This window comes from Flavobacterium sp. LC2016-23 (genome assembly GCF_009674775.1).
Taxonomy (GTDB): domain Bacteria; phylum Bacteroidota; class Bacteroidia; order Flavobacteriales; family Flavobacteriaceae; genus Flavobacterium.
In genome coordinates, this window is record NZ_WKKE01000009.1 from 124,345 (window position 1) to 148,728 (window position 24,384).

At 36.2% G+C, this 24,384-nt stretch carries 19 protein-coding genes; 11 read left to right on the forward strand and 8 right to left on the reverse strand.

The genetic code is table 11. From position 1 onward, the window contains the following. Positions 1-128: 128 nt before the first annotated feature. From GJU43_RS09470 to GJU43_RS09485, 4 genes are all read left to right on the forward strand, one after another. Entirely contained in the window at positions 129-3,287 is a 3,159-nt protein-coding gene (locus GJU43_RS09470) for an exodeoxyribonuclease V subunit beta (protein WP_154340524.1), read from the forward strand. Positions 3,288-3,357: 70 nt separating this feature from the next. Further along, entirely contained in the window at positions 3,358-4,551 is a 1,194-nt protein-coding gene (kbl, locus tag GJU43_RS09475) for a glycine C-acetyltransferase (RefSeq protein WP_154340525.1), read from the forward strand. Between the two features lie 112 nt (positions 4,552-4,663). Beyond that, positions 4,664-6,127 carry an OmpA family protein gene (locus GJU43_RS09480; RefSeq protein WP_154340526.1) on the forward strand — a complete coding sequence of 488 codons (1,464 nt, stop codon included), beginning with the start codon at positions 4,664-4,666 and terminating at the stop codon, positions 6,125-6,127. A 63-nt stretch (positions 6,128-6,190) separates the two neighbouring features. Beyond that, entirely contained in the window at positions 6,191-8,956 is a 2,766-nt protein-coding gene (locus GJU43_RS09485) for a PD-(D/E)XK nuclease family protein (RefSeq protein ID WP_154340527.1), read from the forward strand. A 404-nt stretch (positions 8,957-9,360) separates the two neighbouring features. Here the strand turns inward: GJU43_RS09485 and GJU43_RS09490 are convergent, their stop codons facing one another. Further along, complete coding sequence (locus tag GJU43_RS09490) at positions 9,361-9,504, reverse strand: hypothetical protein (protein ID WP_154340528.1); 144 nt, start codon at positions 9,502-9,504, stop codon at positions 9,361-9,363. A gap of 288 nt (positions 9,505-9,792) precedes the next feature. Between GJU43_RS09490 and GJU43_RS09495 the strand changes: the two genes are divergently transcribed. Both GJU43_RS09495 and GJU43_RS09500 read left to right on the forward strand, forming a co-directional pair. After that, positions 9,793-10,113 carry a roadblock/LC7 domain-containing protein gene (locus GJU43_RS09495; RefSeq protein WP_154340529.1) on the forward strand — a complete coding sequence of 107 codons (321 nt, stop codon included), beginning with the start codon at positions 9,793-9,795 and terminating at the stop codon, positions 10,111-10,113. Positions 10,114-10,130: 17 nt separating this feature from the next. Next, on the forward strand, positions 10,131-10,505 hold the full coding sequence (locus tag GJU43_RS09500; RefSeq protein WP_154340530.1) for a hypothetical protein: 375 nt from the start codon (positions 10,131-10,133) through the stop codon (positions 10,503-10,505). Positions 10,506-10,586: 81 nt separating this feature from the next. Here GJU43_RS09500 and GJU43_RS09505 read toward each other — a convergent pair whose 3' ends face one another. The 4 genes from GJU43_RS09505 to GJU43_RS09520 form a co-directional block, all read right to left on the reverse strand. Next, a complete protein-coding gene (locus GJU43_RS09505) occupies positions 10,587-11,363 on the reverse strand; it encodes an alpha/beta fold hydrolase (RefSeq protein WP_154340531.1) in 777 nt (258 codons plus the stop codon). A 90-nt stretch (positions 11,364-11,453) separates the two neighbouring features. Continuing rightward, positions 11,454-12,353 carry an alpha/beta fold hydrolase gene (locus GJU43_RS09510; protein WP_229655028.1) on the reverse strand — a complete coding sequence of 300 codons (900 nt, stop codon included), beginning with the start codon at positions 12,351-12,353 and terminating at the stop codon, positions 11,454-11,456. Between the two features lie 8 nt (positions 12,354-12,361). After that, on the reverse strand, positions 12,362-13,654 hold the full coding sequence (locus GJU43_RS09515) for an aminopeptidase P family protein (RefSeq protein WP_154340533.1): 1,293 nt from the start codon (positions 13,652-13,654) through the stop codon (positions 12,362-12,364). Positions 13,655-14,148: 494 nt separating this feature from the next. Further along, positions 14,149-14,568 carry a helix-turn-helix domain-containing protein gene (locus tag GJU43_RS09520; protein WP_154340534.1) on the reverse strand — a complete coding sequence of 140 codons (420 nt, stop codon included), beginning with the start codon at positions 14,566-14,568 and terminating at the stop codon, positions 14,149-14,151. Between the two features lie 189 nt (positions 14,569-14,757). Between GJU43_RS09520 and GJU43_RS09525 the strand changes: the two genes are divergently transcribed. Beyond that, on the forward strand, positions 14,758-15,195 hold the full coding sequence (locus GJU43_RS09525) for a GNAT family N-acetyltransferase (RefSeq protein ID WP_154340535.1): 438 nt from the start codon (positions 14,758-14,760) through the stop codon (positions 15,193-15,195). A gap of 233 nt (positions 15,196-15,428) precedes the next feature. Here the strand turns inward: GJU43_RS09525 and GJU43_RS09530 are convergent, their stop codons facing one another. Beyond that, positions 15,429-16,790, reverse strand: a complete 1,362-nt coding sequence (locus GJU43_RS09530) for a hydroxymethylglutaryl-CoA synthase family protein (RefSeq protein WP_154340536.1) — start codon at positions 16,788-16,790, stop codon at positions 15,429-15,431. Between the two features lie 320 nt (positions 16,791-17,110). Between GJU43_RS09530 and GJU43_RS09535 the strand changes: the two genes are divergently transcribed. Genes GJU43_RS09535 through GJU43_RS09550 form a run of 4 tightly spaced genes read left to right on the forward strand, consistent with a single transcriptional unit; the run spans position 17,111 to position 20,981 of the window. Further along, positions 17,111-17,776 carry a succinate dehydrogenase cytochrome b subunit gene (locus GJU43_RS09535; protein WP_154340537.1) on the forward strand — a complete coding sequence of 222 codons (666 nt, stop codon included), beginning with the start codon at positions 17,111-17,113 and terminating at the stop codon, positions 17,774-17,776. Positions 17,777-17,787: 11 nt separating this feature from the next. Continuing rightward, a complete protein-coding gene (locus GJU43_RS09540) occupies positions 17,788-19,788 on the forward strand; it encodes a fumarate reductase/succinate dehydrogenase flavoprotein subunit (protein WP_154340538.1) in 2,001 nt (666 codons plus the stop codon). Positions 19,789-19,808: 20 nt separating this feature from the next. Then, positions 19,809-20,186, forward strand: coding sequence for a four helix bundle protein (locus GJU43_RS09545; protein ID WP_154340539.1), 378 nt, complete (start codon positions 19,809-19,811; stop codon positions 20,184-20,186). Between the two features lie 48 nt (positions 20,187-20,234). After that, positions 20,235-20,981 carry a succinate dehydrogenase/fumarate reductase iron-sulfur subunit gene (locus GJU43_RS09550; protein ID WP_154340540.1) on the forward strand — a complete coding sequence of 249 codons (747 nt, stop codon included), beginning with the start codon at positions 20,235-20,237 and terminating at the stop codon, positions 20,979-20,981. A 283-nt stretch (positions 20,982-21,264) separates the two neighbouring features. Here GJU43_RS09550 and GJU43_RS09555 read toward each other — a convergent pair whose 3' ends face one another. Both GJU43_RS09555 and GJU43_RS09560 read right to left on the reverse strand, forming a co-directional pair. Then, on the reverse strand, positions 21,265-21,675 hold the full coding sequence (locus GJU43_RS09555; RefSeq protein ID WP_154340541.1) for a helix-turn-helix domain-containing protein: 411 nt from the start codon (positions 21,673-21,675) through the stop codon (positions 21,265-21,267). A gap of 381 nt (positions 21,676-22,056) precedes the next feature. Next, positions 22,057-24,360 carry a family 20 glycosylhydrolase gene (locus tag GJU43_RS09560; protein ID WP_154340542.1) on the reverse strand — a complete coding sequence of 768 codons (2,304 nt, stop codon included), beginning with the start codon at positions 24,358-24,360 and terminating at the stop codon, positions 22,057-22,059. Positions 24,361-24,384: the final 24 nt, after the last annotated feature.

Genomic DNA, 24,384 nt, shown 5'->3' on the forward strand with positions numbered 1-24,384 from the left:
TCAAATTTTTGAAATTCCAAATTCCAATATTTGCCTGCAATGAACGCTTCAAGTATTGGAATTTGGAATTTTACATTATTGGGATTTAATATTTATTGTGCTATTTTTACGATACAAAAATCAAACCTATGCAAAGTCCGTCTTTTTCTATTTATGATGCATCTGCGGGTTCGGGAAAGACCTATACTCTCGTTAAGGAATATCTTAAAATTATCCTCTCTTCTCCTAAAAATGATGCCTATCGTAATATTCTGGCAATAACTTTTACGAATAAAGCTGTTCACGAAATGAAAAGCCGTATTGTCGGTAGTTTATCTGAATTTACCAAAGATGAACCTTCTGCAAAAGCGATGGATTTGATGGAGGATTTGTCCCGTGAAACAGGTCTTTCGATTATAAAAATCAAAACAAAATCCCAGAATATTATCAAGCACCTTATTCATAATTATGCTGCTTTTGATATTTCTACTATTGATAAATTTACCCATAAGGTAATTCGTGCTTTTGCACATGATCTGAATTTACCCATGACTTTTGAGGTTACACTGGATACCGAAAATTTACTGGTAGAAGCCGTTGACGCTATTATTGCCCAAGCTGGACAGGATGAAACGCTCACCAAATTGCTGATTGATTTCACGATGGAAAAAACCGACGACGATAAAAGTTGGGATGTTTCGCGTGAAATTCTTGAAACCGGAAGATTGGTACTGAATGAAAACAACAGGAATGAAATCTCTCATTTTCAGGACAAATCCATTGAGGAATTTGTTGCTATAAAGAAGAAAATGTCGGTTCTGTGTTCCGATCTGGAAAAAGAAAATGCGGAGTCTGCGACACAGGTTCTGGAGTTAATCGATAAAAACGGAATTGATTTAAAGTCGTTTTCAAGAGGAACTTTTCCAAATCATCTTGAAAGTATTCGTGATGGAAAATTTAATCCAAGAAATAAAACTTTTCATGAATTTGAGGATATCGCAATCAATAAAACAGCAAGTGACCGGGCTCTGATTGAAAATCTTATTCCTGAATTACTGCTGACTTTAGATAAGATTTATAAAAACTTCGAAAAACGAGATTTTTACAAAGCCTTTCTCAAAAACATAACACCGCTTTCTTTACTGAATACGGTCAGTAATGAACTGGCAAAAATCCAGTCGGAACAAAATATTTTGTCGATTTCAGAATTCAACGCCATTATTCATCGTGAAATTCAAAATCAGCCGGCACCATTTATTTATGAGCGTTTGGGAGAACGGTACCGTCATTTTTTTATTGATGAATTTCAGGATACCTCAGAAATGCAATGGCAGAATCTGATCCCGCTAATTGACAATGCACTTTCCGGTCAGGATGATTTTGGGAATAAAGGAACGCTTATGATTGTTGGTGACCCCAAACAATCCATTTATCGTTGGAGGGGAGGAAAGGCAGAGCAGTTTATTGAATTAAGTAAAGAAGCAAATCCTTTTGCAAATCCGGATAAAAAACTGGAACATTTAAATACGAATTATAGAAGCTACAGCGAAGTAATTGATTTTAATAATGCTTTCTTTAAACTAATTTCCACGGAATTTACAAATGAAGATTATAAGGATTTATATGAAAACCATAGCTTTCAGAATCCAAATTCTAAAAAAGGCGGCTATGTCAATATTTCATTTCTGCCCATAATAGAAAAAAGTGATTTTGCGGATGAAGAAGAGGGTGTTGAGAAATCCGATTTGTATGTGCTGGCCACTTTAAATACAATTTTAAAAGTGGTTAAGGAAGGTTTTGAATATAAGGACATCGTAGTTCTGACCCGCAAAAGGGACCAGGGAATTGCCATTGCCAATTATTTGACAGAACAGAATATTCCGCTTCTTTCTTCGGAAACCCTGATGATTCAGAATGCTACGGAAGTCCGACTGATTGTTCATTTGCTGAAATATCTGAACAACAGTGCTGATTTGGAGTCAAAAGCTAATTTTTTGCATTTTTTAGCAACGACTCTCGAAATTGAAATTCCGATTCATGATTTTATCGCAAACGGAATGGCTCAGAGAGTCGAAAGTGATTTTGAGAAGTGGCTTTTAGCGTTTGATGTTTCACTTTCTTTTGAAGATATCAGGAAGAAGTCTTTGTACGAAGCTGTTGAAATTATAATTTCAAAATTCATTCTTCCGTCGGAGGGAAATGCCTATGTGCAGTTTTTTCTGGATATCGTTTTGGAGCGCGACATCAGAAATCAGGCAGGTATTGCCGATTTTCTGGGGTATTGGGATAAAAATGCGGAGAAATTCAGTATTCCTTCCCCGGAAGGAAATAATGCAGTCCGCATTATGACCATTCATAAATCGAAAGGCCTCGAGTTTCCTGTCGTCATCATGCCTTTTGCTGAAGAAGATTACAACAGGAAACCAAAAGATAAGCTTTGGCTGGATACAGAAGAAGCTGATTTGGGCGTGCCAAAAGCTTTGATCGATAACAGTAGTGCTGTCGAAGGTTTTGGTGAAAGTGCTTCGGCAGTTTTTAATTTGAAAAAACAGGAAGAATTACTGGACAATATTAATGTTTTATATGTGGCCCTGACACGTGCTGAAGAGCAGTTGTATGTTATTTCGCAATCTTTAAAAGAGCGAAAGGACGGAGAATTTCCGAATAACATGGCTTCTTTTTTTATTAAATATTTGATGCATAAAGGCATTTATGATTCGGAAAAAACAGAATATGATTTTGGACGTAAAACAAAACTCTCTCCGCCGACGAAAATGGCAGATCTGGTTAAGGTAATTCCAATGGTGGCAGAAGTTTTAAATCCGAAAAATATAAAAATTGCACAGCGGGAAGCTTTAATGTGGGGCACGCATCAGCAGGAAGCGATTTCGTACGGAAATGTAATTCATGAAATTCTGGCGTTTGTTAAAGATAAATCAGAGGTGGATTTAGCGGTTACAAAAGCACTCGAAAATGGGCTGATTACTTTTGATCAGACCGAAAAGGTATTGACAACACTTCGCGAAATTGTAAATCATCCGGAATTAAGTGTGTGTTTTGACGGAAATGATAAAATCCTGAATGAGCAGACGATTGTTCAGAAAGAAGGTAAAGTTTTAAAACCGGATCGTATTGTTTTGAAAAAAAACAAAGAAGCATATCTTTTGGATTATAAAACTGGTGTGAGTAATGCAAAATACACGAGACAAATTCAGGAATATCAGGATGCTATTGAAGATTTAGGATACAAAGTGTTAAAAAGAGCTTTGGTGTATATAGGAACAGATGTTGATGTGGTAAATTTGTGATGAAATTAATCAGATGTTAAAGTGTTAATTGGCGTAAGTTGTTAATTTTTAACATATTAAATAAATAAAAATGTACGGTAAAATTAAAGATCATTTGCAAAGTGAGTTGCAGACTATTGAAGAAAACGGAATTTTTAAAAAAGAACGTATTATAACTTCGGCACAAGATGCTGAAATTACGATTTCAACCGGAGAGAAAGTTTTAAATTTCTGTGCCAATAATTATTTAGGACTTTCTTCGCATCCTGAAGTGGTTCAGGCTGCTAAAGATGCTATGGACACGCATGGTTTTGGAATGTCGTCTGTTCGTTTCATTTGTGGTACACAGGATATTCATAAGACCCTAGAGAAAAAGATTGCTGATTTTTATGGTACAGAGGATACTATTTTATATGCAGCCGCTTTTGATGCTAATGGTGGTGTTTTTGAACCATTACTGGGAGAAAATGATGCTATTATTTCAGATAGTTTAAATCATGCTTCTATTATTGATGGCGTTCGTTTGTGTAAAGCAGCCCGTTATCGCTATGAGAACAGTAATATGGAAGATCTGGAGCAGCAGTTAATTAAGGCTAATGAAGCAGGTGCACGTTTTAAATTAATTGTTACCGATGGTGTTTTTTCTATGGATGGTGTTGTAGCTCCGTTAGATAAAATCTGTGATCTGGCAGATAAATACGACGCTTTGGTGATGGTGGATGAATGTCATGCAGCAGGATTTATTGGTGCCACCGGTAAGGGTACCCTTGAGGCAAAAGGTGTTATGGGAAGAGTTGATATTATAACAGGTACACTTGGTAAAGCGCTGGGTGGAGCAATGGGAGGTTACACAACAGCTAAGAAAGAAATTATTGAATTACTGCGTCAAAGATCAAGACCTTATTTATTTTCGAACTCTCTGGCACCTGCAATTGTTGGGGCTTCCATCAAGGTTTTTGAATTACTGGAAAAAGATACTTCGCTAAGAGATAAATTAGAATGGAATACAAACTACTTTAAAGAAGGTATGAAAAATGCCGGATTTGATATTATTGATGGGGATTCGGCAATTGTTCCGGTGATGTTATACGACGCAAAATTATCACAAACAATGGCAAATGAACTTTTGAAACAAGGTATTTATGTGATCGGTTTCTTTTTTCCTGTTGTTCCGAAAGAGAAGGCCAGAATTCGCGTGCAGCTATCTGCAGCACATACGAAAGAACATTTAGACAAAGCTATAAGTGCTTTTGTATCAGTTGGTAAAATGTTAAAAGTTATATAATTCCCATTTTATTGAATTTTTGTAGGTTTTTTTTAACATTTCATTTTGTATTTAAAAATTTTGGTGTTACTTTTGCTTGTAATTAACTAAATTGTAATTAAAAAAATTAAGTATGAAACATCTTAACAAACTTTTAGTTGCTGTAATGATGGTGATGGGGCTAGCTTCTCACGCGCAAGACAGTAACAATCCATGGGCTATCTCTTTTGGAGTTAATGCCGTTGACACTAGAACTAGCTCTAATGCAGGAAGTGGTTTCTTTGATCAACATTTTTCTCAGGCATTCGCTGTGAAAGACAACTGGAATATTCTTCCTTCTTTGTCTTACATTGGTGTGTCTAGATACGTTGGAAGTGGATTCTCTGTAGGTTTACAAGGGTCTGTGAACAAAATTGATAAATTTGTAACTTTCGCTCCATCTGCTCCAGGGCATGATGCAAGAGGAAATGTTGTTACTAATCCTGGTGATTTGATGTATTACGGAGTTGACGCTACTATCAAATATAGCTTCCAGGAATTAATCAAATCTAAAGTAATCGATCCTTCCTTAACTGTTGGTGGTGGTTATGTTTTCTTCGGAGACAGCAGCTACGGAACTGTTAACCCAGGTGCTGGTTTAACTTTTTGGTTTACTGACGCTATTGGTTTAGAGCTTGCTACTAAATACAAATGGTCTGTTTCTGGAGACAGAGTAGATGCTGCTGGTGTTCCAGACGCTCCATCTCACTTCCAACACACTGCAGGTCTTATCTTCAAATTTGGAGGTAAAGATACAGACGGTGATGGTATCTACGATAAAGATGATGCTTGTCCGGACGTTGCAGGTTTAAAACAATTCAACGGATGTCCTGATACTGACGGAGACGGAATCGTTGATGCTTCTGACGCTTGTCCAGATGTTTTTGGTTTAGCTGCATTAAACGGATGTCCTGATACTGACGGAGACGGAATTGCTGATAAAGATGATGCTTGTCCAGATGTTGCTGGTTTAGCTGCTTTAAAAGGTTGTCCAGATGCTGACGGTGACGGAATTGCTGATAAAGATGACAAATGTCCTACAGTTGCTGGTCCAAAAGAAAACGGTGGTTGTCCTTTCTTAGACGCTGATAAAGATGGTGTTCTAGATAAAGATGATGATTGTCCTACAGTTGCTGGTCCTGCTAGTAACAGAGGTTGTCCAGAAGTTACTTCTGAGGCTTTAGAAGACCTTAAAGTTCAAGCTAGAGCAATCTACTTCAACTCAGGTAAAGCTACTTTCAAAACAGGAGACAAAGAAACTCCAGCTAGATTAGATGCTATTAAAGAAATCCTTAAAAACTATCCAAACGCGAAATTCAGCATTGAAGGTCACACAGATAGCGATGGTTCTGACAAATTGAACCAAAAACTTTCTGAAGACAGAGCTGCTGCTGTAATGAACGCTTTGATCGAAAGAGGAGTAAATGTTGATAACTTAGTATCTAAAGGTTTTGGTGAGTCTCAACCAGTTGCGAGTAACAAAACTCCTGCAGGTAAAGCACAAAACAGAAGAACTGAAATCAAACACATTGGTTCTAAATACGAAGGTAAATTGTAATTTACTTTCTAAATAAATTCTAAAAGCCATTCTTAATTGAATGGCTTTTTTTATTTTTATAAAATGATAAATACTTCTTTTCTCGGAAAAATAGCAACTGTTATAATTCAGGATTATTCAGGTAAACTTGCTGAAACAACTATTATCCTGCCCAATAAAAGAGCTAAGGTTTTTTTAATTGAAGCTCTGAAAAGAGAAACTACGCATACAATTCTTTCTCCTGATATCATTAGTATAGAGGATTTTGTACAGGATGTCGCTTCCATTCGGGCTGTTGATTCTATTGAACTTTTATTTGAGTTTTACGAAGTGTATCTTTCAATTACAGAAAAACAAAATCAGCAATCATTTGAGTTATTTGCCAATTGGGCAAAAACACTTCTGCAGGACTTTAATGAAATTGATCGCTATTTATTGGAACCTTCTCACGTTTTGTCTTACCTGAAAGATATTGAAGACATTAAAAAATGGGGTATAGAAGTTGAAAATAAAACGAAACTTTTAGAGAATTATATTGATTTCTGGAAACTTCTTCCGCTCTATTATGAGTCTTTATACAATCATTTGCTTCATAAAGGTATCGGATATCAGGGATTGATTTATCGGGAAGCGGTCAATAATTTAAATCATTTTTCGAATACAATTTCCGAACGTCATTTTGTTTTTGCAGGTTTCAATGCCTTAAACGCAGCCGAAGAAAAAATCGTGCAGCATCTTTTAGCCTTAGATCAGGCTAAAATTTATTGGGATGTCGATCAGACTTTTCTCAACGACCCCTATCATGACGCAGGACTTTTTGTACGTCGTTTTAAAGAAAACTGGAAACACTATAAATCAAATCCTTTTGAGTGGATTGTAGATGACTTTTCACAATCAAAAAACATTCAGGTTATCGGTACCCCAAAAACGATTGGCCAGGCTAAATTAGCAGGAAGTATTATCGAAAAAATAGTAGCTGAAAATCCCTTAACCTCCCTCGACAAAGTAGCTATTGTTTTGGGTGAAGAGAATTTACTGATACCTGTTTTATACGCTTTGCCTTCTTCGGTAGGAGCTTTGAATATTACTATGGGATATTCAGGTAAAAATAACCCATCGCAGATTCTGATTGCGAAATTATTTAAAATGCATACGAATGCACTCTCCAGAAAAGGGGAAAGCTATGTTTTTTATTATAAAGATGTATTGGATATTTTGACGCATCCGTTAGTGGAACCTTATGCAAATGCCGGGAATCTGGTTAAGATTATAAAAGAGAATAATTATACTTTTATTACCCACAACAGATTGTTTGAACTGAATTCGAATGTGTCGGATCTTTTTAAATTGCTTTTTCAAAAATGGGAGAACGGATCGGTGGCAGTTCTCGAAAATATTTCAACACTTCTATTGGTTATAAAAGGGAATTTTAGTAATGACAATGAAGAAGAAAAAATAGCCAAAGCTTTTGTTTTTGCTATTTTTAAAGTAATTAACAAGCTGATTAATTACTATTCCAGACATAAACATATCGATAATATTGATACGCTTTATGCGATTTACAAACAGGTAATTGATGTAGCTGAAGTTTCTTTTGAAGGAGAACCTTTAAAAGGATTGCAGATTATGGGAGTTCTTGAAAGCCGTGTGCTGGATTTTGATACTGTAATCGTAACTTCAATGAACGAGGGGAAATTTCCTGCCGGAAAATCCCAAAATTCATTTATCCCCTACGATGTAAAAAAAGAACTGGGTCTGCCAACTTTTAAAGAGAAGGATGCTATTTATACGTATCACTTTTATCATTTGCTGCAAAGGGCAAAGAATATTTATCTGATTTATAATACCGAAAATGATGGTTTAGATGCCGGTGAACGCAGTCGTTTTATAACGCAGCTCGAAGTCGAAAAGCAAGTAAAGCACAACCTTACTTTTGATATTTATAATCCTGTTTTGCCAACAACGGCATACAAGCCAATGGTGATTCCGAAATCTGAAGCGGTTATGGAACGATTAAAGGAAATTGCAGAGACTGGTTTTTCTCCGTCTGCCTTGACAAGTTATATCCGGAATCCGATTGAATTTTATTTTCAGAAAATCCTGCGGATCCGTGAAGTCGAAGAAGTCGAAGAAAACATTGCCTTAAATACGTTGGGAACCATTATACATGAAACTTTAAAGGCATTGTACGATCCTTTTGTGGACAGATTTATTTCTGAAGCGGATATAAAAAATTGTTTTAAACTGTTGGATGACGAAGTGTTAAGGCAATTCAAACTGGTTTATAAAGAAGGAGAAATTAAAAAAGGACGAAATCTTCTGGCTTTTGAAGTAGCCAAACGAAATGTTTCGAATTTCCTGAAAATGGAGCTGGATTCGATTGTAAACGGAGATGCCATTAAAATCATTGCTTTAGAAAAAACATTTGAGCGTCACTTTAGTCATCCTGATTTGCCATTTCCGGTTTTGATTAAAGGAAATGTGGACAGAATCGAACTGCGAAACGGAAAAGTAAGAATTATCGATTATAAGACCGGAAAAGTAGAGAAGACCAATGTAGTATTGAAATCATGGAATGGATTGACTCAGGAGCTTAAAAATGATAAAATTATCCAGGTCCTGGCCTATGCGTTTATGTTTGAGGAAGAAGCGACGGATATTCCTATGGAAGTTGGAATTATCTCCTTCAAAAATTTAAAATCAGGATTTCTCCCGTTTGGATTTAAGGAAGAGAAAGAAATGGATCTTATAGTAAGCAAAGAAATTCTGAGCAGTTATTTAGAACAAGTGGCTTTGCTGCTAAAGGAAATTTTTGATCCCGCTATTCCATTCGAGGAAAAAATAAATTAGATCACTGAGCTGTAAAAAGACGATTTTATTATCGTTTAAAAAGTAAAGGATAAACACTTTTTAGAAAAACGGATGCCTTTAATCTGTTTTAAATAAAAAAATCAAGCGGCTGTCCGTTAGGGAATGGTGCTGTTTTTAAATTAAAAACGTTTTTTTTAAATCTTCAAAAAACGTTTTTTCAGAGATACCGTAAAGCCGATTATCGCCCGTGATGATTGAATCGGTGAATGAACAGATCGTAAAAAAATCAAAATTTCAGGGCCTGATTATTACGGATCCTAATTGTGAAAATGTAATCATGATTTCAACCTGGTTCATTCTATGCAAAAACGGTAAGTTGCATCCTGTAAGTAAAAAAGCGGAAATTGTTCTCTAACAAGTTCCGCTTTTTTTGTAAGTCGTTTTTAGCTGAATATTTTTTTGAAGAAGCCCTTTTTCTTTTCTTCCTCAGTTGCATTAGCGTTTATACTTCCGTTCTCAAAACGAAATCTTCTAAACTTCATCAGTTTTACATTTAGGTCAAAGCGTAATTCGTCTACCGTTTTCATTTGAATAAATTTTTCGCAAATTTAGGGAAAACTTCCCGTAAACCTGCTTCTCCTTTACGTTTATCGAATCATTTGAGTTTTATTGAACAGATTGTCCGGTTTTTCAATAAATCACTGTTTTCTATTAATTTTTTTTGCAGAATTTATTTTAAAAACAGCCAAAAATTAAAGTATAAATAAAAGTAATTCAGGTAATTAGGTATCCTGTTTTTTTTAACAAGTGTTTAGCGTACAATTCTGTTTATTGAAAATATCTTTGAAGATTCTTAAAATTTTTATAACAGCAATATGATTGATTTAAATACACTGGTAGCGGAAACCGGAGCTGAATCCGGATTGGTTTTTAATATAGATGGAATTTTGGTAGAATCAGTTAATCTGGAATACGACGGGAATGTGGCTGCAATGATAGGGATGATATTAAAGATGTGTTTGGAAATGTCGGAAGATGTTAATAATGGAGATTTGAAACAGGTAATGATTAAGAACAACGATGGTATCGTGGTAGCAAATAAGAATTCGGACGATAATTGTGTTGCGCTGCTTTCTAAAGATATTAGTAAAATGGGACTTCTGTTACGCAGAATGGATACCGTTTTCAACAATTAATTAAATACAATTAAAACATGTCAGATTTTTTACAGAATTTTCAAAACGATTTAAAAGAGAATATTAACGGGTTTATTGCCGTTTCAGTAACTCAGGTCGAAACAGGAATGTCTTATTGCTCACTTTCTTTAAATCCGGCTTTTGACCCGGAATTAGCATCCGCTTATAATTTAGAAGTTGTAAAAGCAAAAATAAACGCTATCAAAGCTTTAGGGCTCGATCAAAAAATCAATGATATCCTAATTACACTAACAGATCAGATTCATATTATTGATGTTTCTGAGGATGGAAGCTATTTTATTTATTTGGCGGTTGATGCAACAAAAGCGAATCTTGGAATGACAAGAGCAACTTTGGCGAAATTCAAAAAAGATATTATCTCGAAATTATAATATAATTTTTGCCCCCAATAATGAGAAAAGGCTGTTTCAAAATTTTTTGAACAGCCTTTTTTGCTTTTTGCAGGTTTTCATTTATTTAAAGAAATCAGCCAGTACCACTTTCAGCTCTTCTTTGTTTTCAATGTGACTCATATGTCCATCGTCAAAAGAAACAAGTACTGCGGTGGTATCTTCTATTTGTGTTGCGGTTTCTTCGTAGTTGAGAACCGGATCTTTTTTGCCTAAAACCAATAAAACCGGAAAAAGGTTTTCACGTAAAAGCGCTTCCCTGTCTTTTCTGATTTTCATTCCTTCTAAAGAAGCGACAATTCCCTGCAAAGGAGTCTTAAGTGCCTGAGCTTTAGTTTTCTCAATTTCTTCTGCTAATCTTGTTCGGTTGTCTTCGCTAAACAAATTGGCTACCGCAAGGCTTACAAAGGTTACATAGTTTTGTTTCACCGCTTTGATGGCACGGGTTCTGTTTAGTTTTTTCTCGGCACTGTCTTCTTTGGCAGTCGAATTTAATAAAACTAATTTCTTAATACGCTCCGGATGCAATTCAGCCAGGGCCAAAGCAACATAGCCTCCCATAGAATGACCAGCGACAATCGCTTTTTCGATTTTTAAATGTTCTAAAACTTCATTTACGGCATTGGCATTATCTTCCATTGAATGGACGTAGCCCAAAGAATCCGATTCGCCATGGCCCAGTAAATCGATTGTGACCACGCGATACTCTTTAGAGAAAAGAGCCACATATTCCTGCCACATTTTTTTGTTTTCCAAAAAGCCGTGTAGCAATACAATTGCAGTTCCTTGTCCGGAATCAGTATAGGATATTTTCGTGTTTTTGTATAATAGCGTTTTCAAGACGTTTGATTTAAATATAAATTTAAGGTATTATTTTTAAAATTGGATTAAAATTAAAAACGGCTCGCATTTCTGAAAGCCGTTTGTTTTTTATGATTTTAAAAAGGAATTTATTTCAGAGAAAAACTTTTCCCGTGCATCCAGCCATCCATAATGTTTGGAATGTTCCAGGAAAATCAGTTTTGAATTCGGAAGTGTCTGATGTGCCAGTTCTCCAATTTCGTTACTGATAATGTCTTCTTTTCCCTGAATGATCAGCACCGGATTTTTGAATTGTTTCAATTTTGCTTTGCAGTCAAAATTCATTTTCTGCATATCGCTCCATAATAAGCCGTTTATAGTCGAATTGCCTTGTGTTAATCTTTCTGCGATTATTGGGGCATATTGCTGATCGTAAACATAAGCAGGAGCCATTGCTTTTCCTCTTCCGATTCTTGCGGTGTACGAAGTGTCGCCTTTTTCGATTTTGGTATTCCAGTAAGTCAATGAATCTTTTTGCGATTGATTCAATCCAGATTCGATAAGATTTGGGCTTTTCAGCAAAGTCAGATCAACGCCTCCGGAAGAAGATAAAATTAATTTATCGATACTTTCGGGATATACAGTCGCATAATAAGAAGCCAGCATTCCTCCAAATGAATGCCCGAGGATATTCCATTTCTTGATTTTAAGATGTTTTCTCAATGATTCGATATCATCGGCCATTAATTTCATCGAAACAGTCTTCGCGTTTAAATTTGCCAATTTTGATTTTCCCGTTCCCCTTTGGTCGTAAATTATGGTTTGCTGATTTTCAGACAGCGTTTTGGCCATGTTTTCAAAACCATTACTGTTCATTCCCGGACCGCCGTTAATAATTAAAAGCGGTTCTCCTTTTCCGAATGTTTTGTAATATGTCAGGCTCGAATCATTGTTCTTAGCGTAACCTTCCGTCTGAGCGAAAGTCTTGCCGGCGAAAATCAAAAAAGTAAGTATAAAAAGCTTTTTCATAACCATAATTATGAATTCATAAGACTTTCGATTTCATCTACTTCAATCGGAATGTTGCGCATCAGGTTGAAAGGTTCTCCTTTTTCCTGCACCACAACGTTGTCCTCCAGACGGATTCCGAATCCTTCTGCCGGAATGTAGATGCCAGGTTCAACCGTAAAAACCATATTGGCTTTCATGGGTTCGTGAAGCAATCCGTAATCGTGCGTGTCCAGCCCCATGTGGTGGGAAGTTCCGTGCATGAAATATTTTTTGTACGCTGGCCAGTCCGGATTTTCGTTCTGAACATCGGCTTTGTCAATTAAACCCAGACCCAGTAATTCTGAAGTCATGATTTTACCCACTTCAATATGGTATTGCTTCCAAAGTGTTCCCGGAGTCAGCATTTTGGTGGCTTCGTTTTTTACTCTTAAAACCGCATTGTAAACGGCTTTTTGTCTTTCGGAATATCTTCCTGAAACCGGAATTGTTCTGGTCATATCGCTCGAATAATTCGCATATTCAGCAGCGACATCCAGTAAAATTAAATCATCGGCTTTACATTGCTGGTTGTTTTCGATATAATGCAAAACGTTGGCATTGTTTCCCGAAGCAATAATTGGGGTGTAAGCGAAGCCTTTCGAACGGTTACGGATGAATTCGTGAATCAGTTCGGCTTCGATTTCGTATTCGGTAACGTTTGGTTTTACAAACGACAATAATCTGCGAAACCCTTTTTCGGTAATATCACACGCCTGTTGAATCAAATCGATTTCTTCGCTTTCTTTTACAGAACGAATGCGTTGTAAAATCGGGTTGCTTTTCGCTACGTTGTGTGCCGGATAACGTTCTTTCCACCATTTTACGAAACGGGCTTCACGGGTTTCTGTTTCAACAGTCGCACGGTAATGTTCGTTGGTGTTGATGTACATCGTGTCGGCGTACGTCATCATTTCGTTCAAAATTTTATGAAAATCCTGTAACCAATACACTGTTCTGATTCCCGAAACCTGAAAAGCGCGTTCTTTACTTAGCTTTTCGCCTTCCCAAACGGCAATATGATCGTTGGTTTCTTTCAGGAAAAGAATCTCTTTTTGGTTTTCATAAGGCGCATCCGGAAACAAAAGCAAGATGCTTTCTTCCTGATCTACACCGCTCAGGTAAAATATATCTCTGTGTTGTGCAAACGGCAAAGTACTGTCGGCACTAACGGGGTAAATGTCATTGGAATTGAAAACGGCAACACTGTTAGGTTTCATTTCTGCCGTGAATTTTCTGCGGTTTTTTACAAAAAGAGCGCTGTTTATTTGATGATATTTCATAATAATTTCGTTTTTGAACTTCGAATTTCAAAATTAGTGATTTTTGAAGAAGTGTCGTATACTTGGTTTATTAAAGTTTTCTTATTTGTTTTGAGGCTAATTTTAGGTTGCTGATTTAACTACAAATCGCAGGCAAAGATTAATTAAAAGCCGTAGCCAATGGTTTCAACCATTGGAGGGTAATAGATTTGTCGCAATATGAAACCCAAGGTTGAAACCTTGGGCTATAGTTGAAAACAGAAAGCATAAGATCTGTAAAGATGCCTAAATCTTACAACCGTAATCATTGTCATTCTGAGGAATGAGGAATCTCTGCAAGTAACTCGACAAAGAGTGATAATTTTGTTTCACGCAGATTTTTTATTTTGAAAGGTCAGGGAATCTCCATTAAAACCTGTCGGGTTTAAAATCTTTTCTCGCAACAATAAATAAATCCATAAAAAAACCGAAGCTCTAAAACTTCGGTCTTTCTATAAATATATCTTTCGTATAATTTATTTTTTCTCACTTAACAACTTCTCCAAAAAAGCGACTTTCTCTTTTTCAGCTTCAACCAATCGTTCATAAAGTTTTTTGTTCTCTTCGTAAGCTTCAAGCATTTTATCAAACGGATTAAAAGTACAGCCATAACTAATAACAGAAGAACCATTGTTGTTGTCAATGTCGAAAGTGTTCCCAATAATATTAAAAACGGCATCTTCAGAAAAGTTTTTTATTACGTCAGATGTTACTCCTAAAGCCTCTGCTATTGCTTTTAGTTTTTCATCATCAACATTTTCACTTCCTTCAATGCTTGAAACAGTTTGCTGGCTAACGCCAATCGCAATAGCAAGTGCTTCCTGCTTCATGTCGCGAAGCTCTCTGATTCGGCTTATGTTTCGCCCGATGTGTCTTGGTTTTGGTGCTGTGCTCATAGTTCAAAGATATTTAAAATTCTTTTATGTTTTTTGGTTTTGCTTAAAAACGGATTTTTGTTTGTTGGGGAGATTTTGTAAATTGTTTTATTAATTTTACAAACATACAATTTTTCTTACTATTTTTAAAATATACTAATTAATTTTTAGCGTCGTGCTTTAAGGAATTCTTGTAAATATATCAATCGAATGCAATCAAAAATAAAAATCAGAAAAGTCGAAAAACAAGATTTAGATTTTGTGTATAAGTCAATTTGTGAACTTGAAAATGAAGAATTAGATTTTGAAGTTTTTGCGGCAATATTCAATGAAAATATTGCTAACCCGAAGAATGTTTATCTGATGGCTGAAAACGAAAAAGAAGGTGCAGGTTTTATTAGTTTTCATACGCAGCATCTTTTGCATCACTGCGGTTTGGTTGGTGAAATTCAGGAGTTTTTTATTCATCAAAAATACCGGGGTCAGGGCGTTGGACGTTTACTAATTAATGAAATAAAAAATTTTGCAGAGCAGAATAATTTGAAAAGCATAGAAGTAACCACCAATAGAAGAAGAGTAGAAAATGTCCTGATTTATGAAAATCTTGGTTTTACTTTAAGCCATAATAAGTTTACGATTTATAGGTGATTTTGAAATAAAGGCTGGTTTTGTCATTTCGACCGAAGGGAGAAATCACACAAGTAGATCCATATGCAAAAAGCCAATCTTTGTAGAATTACTAGTGCGATTTCTCCCTTCGGTCGAAATGACAAACGGTATAGATTAATAAAAAGAAAACCGAAGCATTTGCTTCGGTTTTCTTTTTATTGGAATTTGGATTTTTTTTATTGGAATTTGGAAATTAAAAAATTTGGAATTTCTTAATCAATCCATTTATAATATCTCGCCCCCATCAAATTAGGGATTTCTTTTTCGATTCGGTCTAAGATCCATTCCTTTTTAGGCGTTCGGATGCTTTGTTTTTGTTCTTTTTTGTGGAGGCTTTCGTAAGTTTTAAAATCAATTTCAACGCTTTCTTCCAGATTTTCAAAAAGTTTGGTTTTGGCTAAAGCCGATTGCCATTCGGGTTGAATAGTTCCTTCAAAAACTTTCGATTTCGATCCGCTTCCGTAAGCCAGGAATCCGAATTTAGTTCCGGCAACTTCTGTTTTTGTATCGTAATAATGCGCCAAAGTCGATAATAATCCCATGAAAATAGAACCTGTATAAAGATTTCCAATTAAAGACGAAGCCAGTTCTGCAGGCTGCAATTTTTCGGTTACGAATTTTCGGTATGCATCAGATTTACCAACTTCCTTGATTTTAGTCTGATAATCTGCCGGTTCAATATTTTCTGAAATAATTTTATCGGCATGGTCTAAAGCATAAATTTCAGACAACATTCGGCGTCCCTGAAACGAGTAGGGAAGGTGCATGATAATACTGTTCCAGGAATTGTATAAGGTTTCGATAGTGTTTTTTAGTTTCTTGAAAGAAAAGTAAGCAGATCTCGTACGATCCATATAACACTGATTCGAATACTGACCGTCGAAAACCGGCTGGTCTTTGTGGATTTCGATTTCGGCTTCTAAGTTATCAAACCACGGATCGTTGTTTTCGTTTTGTGTTATCGCTTCCTTTGCGATAGTCCTGTAGGGTTTGAAAAAATCGAAAACACCTTTGGTGCTTGTAGCCCAATTTTCATCAAAAGCAATAATTCGAGGGTTCGAAGTTACTAACATTGCCAAAGCTCCGGCGCCCTGCGTGTATTCTCCGGTGGAGTTTAAGTCGTATTTCGCGAAATCGGTTGTCACCACAATTGCTTTTTTAGATGGATTCAGTTTTACAAAATCAATACAGTTTTGCAAAGCGTCTACTCCGCCAATGCAGGCAAACGTAAAATCGACAACGTCACATTCGGCCAAAGTATCTTCTCCAAATTTTTGTTCCATTAAACTGATTAAGAAAGAGCTAATAGGTTTTGAACTGTCGATGCCGCTTTCGGTTCCGACATAAATCCGGCTGATTTCGTTTAGGTTTATTTGATTCTCAGTAATTAGTTTCGTTAAAGCATTAGCTCCAAAAACGACCGCATCCTGATGAACATCGGGTAAAGTCATCTTAATTAATCCAAGGCCTTTTTCTAGTTTTTCGGGTTCTATGTTTCTGGCAGTTGCCAAAGTTTTTATGGGTAAATGTATGTTGGCTACGTCAAAAGAAATAGCGTCAATTCCTGTTTTCATTCTGATTTTTTTTGAAGCCCATAAAGGTAAAATTATGCTGCTAAAATTCCCTTGTTTTTGGTCAATAAAATTAAGAATGCTGTCACTTTTGAGGAAAACAATTTAAAAAGTGATAAAAAATAACAATTTGGTAATTATATAAAAGTCAGGATTACGTTAAAATGGCTTTAGAAAAAGGTCTATTTTCTTGTTTTTAAATAATTTGTAATAAAGTCTTGGAAAGCTCTTTAAAATGATTATAAATAACAACGAAATGGTTGTAGTTCATGTCTAATTGCTTTATTTTTGTCTAATTTTTAAAACAAACTACTTAAACACTTATGGCACAATCTGCACAGTTGAATGCTTCCATCTTAAAGAAAGTGGCTATGGCTCTTTCGGGAATATTCTTAATCACGTTTTTAGCGCTGCATGTTTCCTTAAATTTCATTTCTATTATTAGTGAAGATGTTTTTAACGAAGCTTCTCACTTTATGGGTTACAATCCGCTAATTCAATATGTAATGCAACCAGTTTTGGCAATCGGGGTAATTTTCCATTTCGTAATGGGATTTGTACTGACTGCTCAAAATAGCGCTGCAAGACCAATTGCATACGCAAAATACAATGGAGCGGCTAATGCTTCGTGGAGTTCCAGAAATATGATTATTTCCGGGTTGGTTATTTTGGCTTTCTTAGGATTGCATTTCTACGATTTTTGGTTTCCTGAAGTTACCTATAAATATATTGCAGGTACCGCGCCAGATGCTACAAGATATTATGGAGAGTTAGTTCATAAATTTCATGACCCAATTCGTACAGGATTATATTGTATATCTTTTGTGTTGTTAGGATTTCACCTTTGGCACGGATTCGCATCTTCTCTACAATCAGTTGGGATGCACAATAAATATTCTCGATTCTTAAGTAAAATCGGTTATGGATTTGCGGTGGTAGTACCGGCACTTTTCATCATAATCGCTTTAGTTCATCATTTCAATAATTAATATAAATTATAATGGCATTAGATTCAAAAATTCCACACGGCCCAATATCGGACAAATGGACAGATTATAAAGATCATATTAATTTAGTAAACCCTGCAAACAAGCGTAATTTAGATATTATTATTGTTGGTACAGGTTTGGCTGGAGGTTCAGCTGCGGCTACTTTGGCTGAGCAGGGATATAACGTAAAAGCTTTCTGCTTTCAGGATTCACCAAGACGTGCGCACTCTATTGCAGCACAAGGGGGAATCAATGCAGCAAAAAATTATAAAGGTGACGGTGACTCCGTTTACAGATTGTTCTACGATACTGTAAAAGGTGGTGACTACCGTGCACGTGAGGCAAACGTTCACCGTTTGGCTGAAGTTTCTACTAATATTATTGACCAGTGTGTGGCTCAGGGAGTACCATTGGCTCGTGAATATGGCGGATTATTAGATAACCGTTCTTTTGGAGGAACTTTGGTTTCCCGTACATTTTACGCACAAGGACAAACCGGACAACAATTATTGTTAGGAGCTTATTCTGCAATGAACCGTCAGATTGGTCGTGGAAAAATAAAAATGTACAACCGTCACGAAATGTTAGACCTTGTTATCGTGAACGGAAAAGCAAGAGGTATTATCGCCCGTAACTTAGTTACAGGAGAAATCGAAAGACACTCTGCTCATGCTGTAGTTATTGGTTCAGGAGGATACGGAAACGTATTTTTCCTTTCTACAAATGCTATGGGAAGTAACGCAACAGCAGCCTGGAAAATTCATAAAAAAGGAGCATTTTTTGCAAATCCTTGTTATACACAAATTCACCCAACCTGTATTCCGGTTTCGGGAGATCACCAGTCAAAACTGACTTTGATGTCTGAATCATTACGTAATGACGGTCGTATCTGGGTTCCTGCAAAATTAGAAGATGCTCAGGCAATTCGTGAAGGAAAGAAAAAAGCAACAGATTTATCGGAAGCGGACAGAGATTATTTCTTAGAAAGAAGATATCCTGCTTTTGGTAACTTAGTGCCTCGTGACGTAGCATCCCGTGCTGCAAAAGAAAGATGTGATGCCGGTTTTGGAGTTAATAAAACGGGTGAAGCTGTTTACTTAGATTTTGCTGCCGCTATTAAACGTTACGGAACTGAAGAGGCTTTCGTAAGAGGTTTAGATGCTAATGATGCTGCTTTGGTAACGAAATTAGGAGCTGAAATCGTGAAAAGTAAATACGGAAACTTATTCCAGATGTATTACAAAATCGTTGACGAAGATCCTTACACAACACCAATGATGATTTACCCTGCGGTTCACTACACAATGGGAGGAACATGGGTGGATTATAACTTAATGACTACCATTCCTGGTTGTTTCTCCATTGGAGAATCTAACTTCTCTGATCACGGAGCAAACAGACTTGGAGCTTCTGCCTTGATGCAAGGTTTAGCTGATGGATACTTCGTATTGCCTTATACTATCGGGGATTATTTAGCTCCGGATATTAAAATGGGACCGATTTCTACAGATTTACCGGAATTCGTGGAAGCGGAGAAAAATGTAAAAGATCAAATCGACAGATTTATCAATAATAAAGGAACTCATTCTGTAGATTATTTCCATAAGAAATTAGGAAAAATCATGTGGGATAAAGTAGGTATGGCCCGTAATGCTAAAGGTTTGACAGAAGCTATCGAAGAAATTGCCGCTTTACGTGAGGAGTTTTATAAAGATGTAAAAGTGCCTGGAAGCGCTAACGAATTTAATCAGGAATTAGAGAAAGCGACACGTGTTGCCGATTTCTTAGAGTTAGGAGAATTGTTCGCGAAAGATGCATTACACCGTAATGAGTCTTGTGGAGGTCACTTCCGTGAAGAATACCAGACAGAAGAAGGAGAAGCACTTCGTGATGATGAAAACTTTGCATACGTTGCAGCCTGGGAATACAAAGGAAAACCAAGTGATGCCGTATTACACAAAGAACCTCTGGTTTACGAAAACATTAAATTAGTTCAAAGAAGCTACAAGTAAAAAGTTAAGAGTTAAGGGTTATGAGTTCATTAAAGTCGTTCGAAGATTTAGAGTGTTGGAAAGCGGCACGCGAATTAAGAATCTTTGTTTCTCAAAATATTCTTCCGAAATTTCCAATTGACGAAAAATATGCCTTAACAAGTCAGCTTAAAAGATCTTCGAGATCTGTTAGTGATAATATAGCCGAAGGATTTGGTAGATATCATTATCAAGAAAATATTCAATTTTGTAGAATTGCAAGAGGTTCATTGAGTGAATCATTAAATCAGGTAATTACAGCTATAGATGAGAGATATATTGAAGATAATTTGTTGCAACAATTTAGAGAGAAGTTCGAAAGAACTAAAGCAATATTAAATGGATACATAAATTATTTAGCTAGGACGAAAATGGAATAGGAATTCCCTATAACTTTTAACTCTTAACTTATAACCCATAACAGAATTATGAAACTTACATTAAAAATATGGCGTCAGAAAAACGCCCAGGATAAAGGAGGAATCGTTGATTACCCAATTGACGGAATCGAACCAGATATGTCTTTCCTTGAAATGCTTGACGTTCTTAACGAACAATTGATTAATAAAGGAGAAGAGCCGGTAGCATTTGATCACGATTGTCGTGAAGGAATCTGCGGAATGTGTTCTTTATTCATTAATGGAGAAGCACACGGACCAGACAGAGGAGTTACCACTTGTCAGTTGCACATGCGTATGTTTAAAGATGGTGATACGATTTTTATCGAGCCATTCAGAGCAAAAGCTTTCCCGGTAATTAAAGATTTAGTGGTTGACAGAAGTTCATTTGACAGAATTCAGCACGCAGGTGGATTTATCTCTGTAAATACTTCAGGAAATACAATTGATGCCAATACAATTCCAATTAACAAACACGATGCAGATAAATCATTTGATGCTGCTGCCTGTATTGGTTGTGGAGCTTGTGTGGCAACTTGTAAAAACTCTTCAGCCATGTTGTTCGTTGCTGCAAAAGTATCGCAATACGCATTATTACCTCAGGGTAAAATAGAAGCGGTTGATCGTGTTTTGAACATGGTGCACCAAATGGACGCGGAAGGTTTTGGTAACTGTACCAACACAGGAGCTTGTGAGGTAGAATGTCCTAAAGGAATTTCTCTTGAAAATATCGCACGTATGAACCGTGAGTATTTGTCGGCAAGCTTAAAAGGATAATTTTAAGAATAGCTTTAAATAGAAAAATGGGGTTCTAAAAACCCCATTTTTTTGTTTATATATTTTCCAGATACTGCCTTTTAGCAATCAATCCAAAAGCTGTATAGTCATAAAAAAATACGTATTAGTATTCGTGTTTTTTTTGCATATTCCTGAGCCTTTAAAATTATTATAGCCCACGGTTTCAACCGTGGGCTATAATAATTTTAATCTATTGCACTCCAACGGTTGAAACCGTTGGCAACGTCTTGGTTTGGTATTTGTATCTAAGTACGAATAGTATCTATTTATTTTTTTGCTGATTTTCTAAATACTCAACTTTATCTTTTTCTGCTTGCAGTAAACGTTCGTAAAGTTTTTCTTTTTCCTGATAAACTTCAATTAATTTGTCTATTGGATTAAATGTACAGCCATAATTAACTGATGCAGCATTATCGTGATTATTCACTGTACTTGCAATAATATTTAAAACCGCTTCTTCCGAGAAATTTTTAATTGCTTCCACACTCACGCCAAGAGCTTTTGCTACTTCAATTAATTTTCCTTCTTCTATGGTTTCGCTGTTTTCCATTAGTGAAATCGCTTGCTGATTAGTTCCTAAGGCCTGTGCTAAGGCTTCCTGTTTCATGTCTTTCATTTCACGGATACGGCTTATTTTTCGCCCTATGTGATTTGATTTTGTAAGTGTGCTCATAGTTCAAAGATAATAATTAGAAATAAAAAAAGTGATGTTTATATAAGATACATATTTAATTGTTGGGAGCTATTTTTTAGTGACGAATTTAGAAATGTGTCAAAAATACAATTTTTCATACAAATTAGATATAAGGAAAGATAAAATTGTAAAGATTTCAGTTTTTCTTTTAATAGTAAATGTTGTAATTGTGTGTTGTGGCAAAATTGAAATTAAATTAAATTTGCCACACTTTTTGTGGCAAAATAAAATTTTAAAAAAAAATGCCACGCTTTTTGTGGCAAAAAAATATGAAAATCAGATTTGCCACAAACTATACTATACAAGCACTGCCAATTCTCACGAGGTTCAATGTCATAGATGTGCTCTTTATTTTATGTTTTACTCATAATACAGTTGCGAAGCACTTATTTCTTTTTTTTCTTTTCCTTCCTGTTGTATAAAACAACTTAAAGTAGTCCCTCCAATCTGATCGAAATAACTAATGTTGAATTTATGAAAACCTTTTTCAAGTTTTACGACTCCATACGCTTCATTGAGCCAATGAATTCCGTCATTATTGACGATTAATTCATTATCGATAAAAAGCTTCGAGCCATCGTCTGAAAGTGTCGAGATTGTGTAGTTTGCCGTTTCCGGAATATAGAGGTATCCGTCGAATTTTAAGCCGATATAACGCTCTGTTTTCGATTTCCATTTTTCACTGCTTACAGCCCCTTCAAAAATTCCCGAATTAATGGGTTTTGTCTCTTCTAAATCCTGTACCTGCTGGAAAAAAGTTCCGGTATAATACTCGTATTTTAAACCTTGTTTCGTTGGTTTTACGGCTAAAGCTGCTTTTACATCCGGATTTCTAACCAGTATTTTATTGATAGAACTTCTTCTTCCGCCTGCGCTAATCTGAACGGTTTTGATGATTCGGTATTCTCCTTTCGGAATGTTTATAGTAACGGGCTGCGTGTACAGTTCAGCGGTTTCATCCGGATTGTAGCCGTCTATGGTATAGAAAATCTGTCCGTTTTTGAGAGTTGGTTTCAGATCCAGTACATATTTTGAGGCAATTACAGCCGTTTCATTCGCTCCAAAAGGGGTTGGAACTTTATACAATATTTTTTGGGCTTCCAGTTTTTCCAGATGATATGGCATTCGGTTCAGTATAAAATTATTGTAATTTTTGTTTTGAGGCTGCGTCCAGGCAATTTCTGCCAGGGCAAATACTCTTGGATAAAGCTGATAATTCAATTTAGCCGGACTTGTCAAATATTCCGACCAAAGATTCGATTGAACACCCATAATATATTTTTGTTCGTCAATGGTTAAACTGTCAACCGGAGTCGGGTTGTAGTTGTATATTTTATCCACTGTAATTAATCGTCCAACAGTTAAAGGTTCATTGGGAGAATAGCCCTGATTGTAATCGAGGTATAAAACCTGTTCCGGATTCATGATTACAAAATGTTTCTGTTTCGCGGCACTAATTCCTCCGGCTTCCCCACGCCAGGACATTACTGCGGCGTTTGGTGCCAGTCCGCCCTCAAGCATTTCGTCCCAACCCAGAATTTGTCTTCCGTTGGCATTGAGGAATTTTTCTATTCGGGTTGTTAAGTAGCTTTGCAATTCATGCTCGTTTTTTAATCCTAATTCTTTGATTCTTTTCTGGCAATTCGGACAAGCTTTCCATCTTGTTTTTGGGCATTCGTCACCTCCTATATGAATATATTTGCTTGGAAATAAAGCAATAACCTCCGTTAAAACATCTTCCAGGAAAGTAAAAGTCTCTTCTTTTCCGGCGCAAAAAATATCCTCAAAAACACCCCAGGATTCAACCACCTTATACGGACGATCGGGAAAACAGGATAAATTGGGATAAGCGGTAACGGCTGCGGTCGCATGACCCGGCATTTCGATTTCAGGAATGATGTTTACATAATGTGCTTCGGCAAATTTCACGACCTCCTTAATTTCTTCCTGAGTATAATAACCACCGTATGGATTTCCGTCAAAAAAATAAGGGAATCTTTCGAATTTATTTCCAACCAAAGTCTGCGCTCTTTTAGATCCGACTTCGGTTAATTTGGGATACTTTTTGATCTCGATTCTCCAGCCCTGATCGTCTGTTAAATGCCAATGGAAATTATTTAATTTATAGCTGGACATTTGTGCGATAAAATTTTTTATAACACCGATAGTAAAAAAGTGTCGGCAAACGTCCAGGTGTAATCCTCGGTAGGCGTATCGTGGCGCGTCTTCGACGGTTATGCAAGGCAATTTTATTTCCTGATTTTCTGCTTTATTCGGCAACAGCTGAAGCAAACTTTGCACAGCATAAAATAATCCTTCTTCAGTACCTGTTACGGTGATTTTTTTGGAAGTAATATTTATTTTATACGCTTCTTTGTTTGATGACGCGGAAGGATTTTTAGCAATAAACAGCACTTCGACAGCAGCTTTTTTTGAAGGTAGATTTCCATTAACGGCACCCTCAAAAATTTGTGCTGTTCTGAGTTCGGCTGCACTAAATTGATTATTCTCAAAAACAACTTTTATCTTTCCGTTGAGACGAATGCTGTCGCCTGTATCTTTATAGGAATTTGGAGCGGGAATTATAGCATTGTTTTCAAAAGAAGTTTGGGCATTTCCGAAAGAAAAACAAAATATTAAAAAGAGGAATAGACTTTTTTGCATGGTTTTTTTTTGGTTTGTTAAACA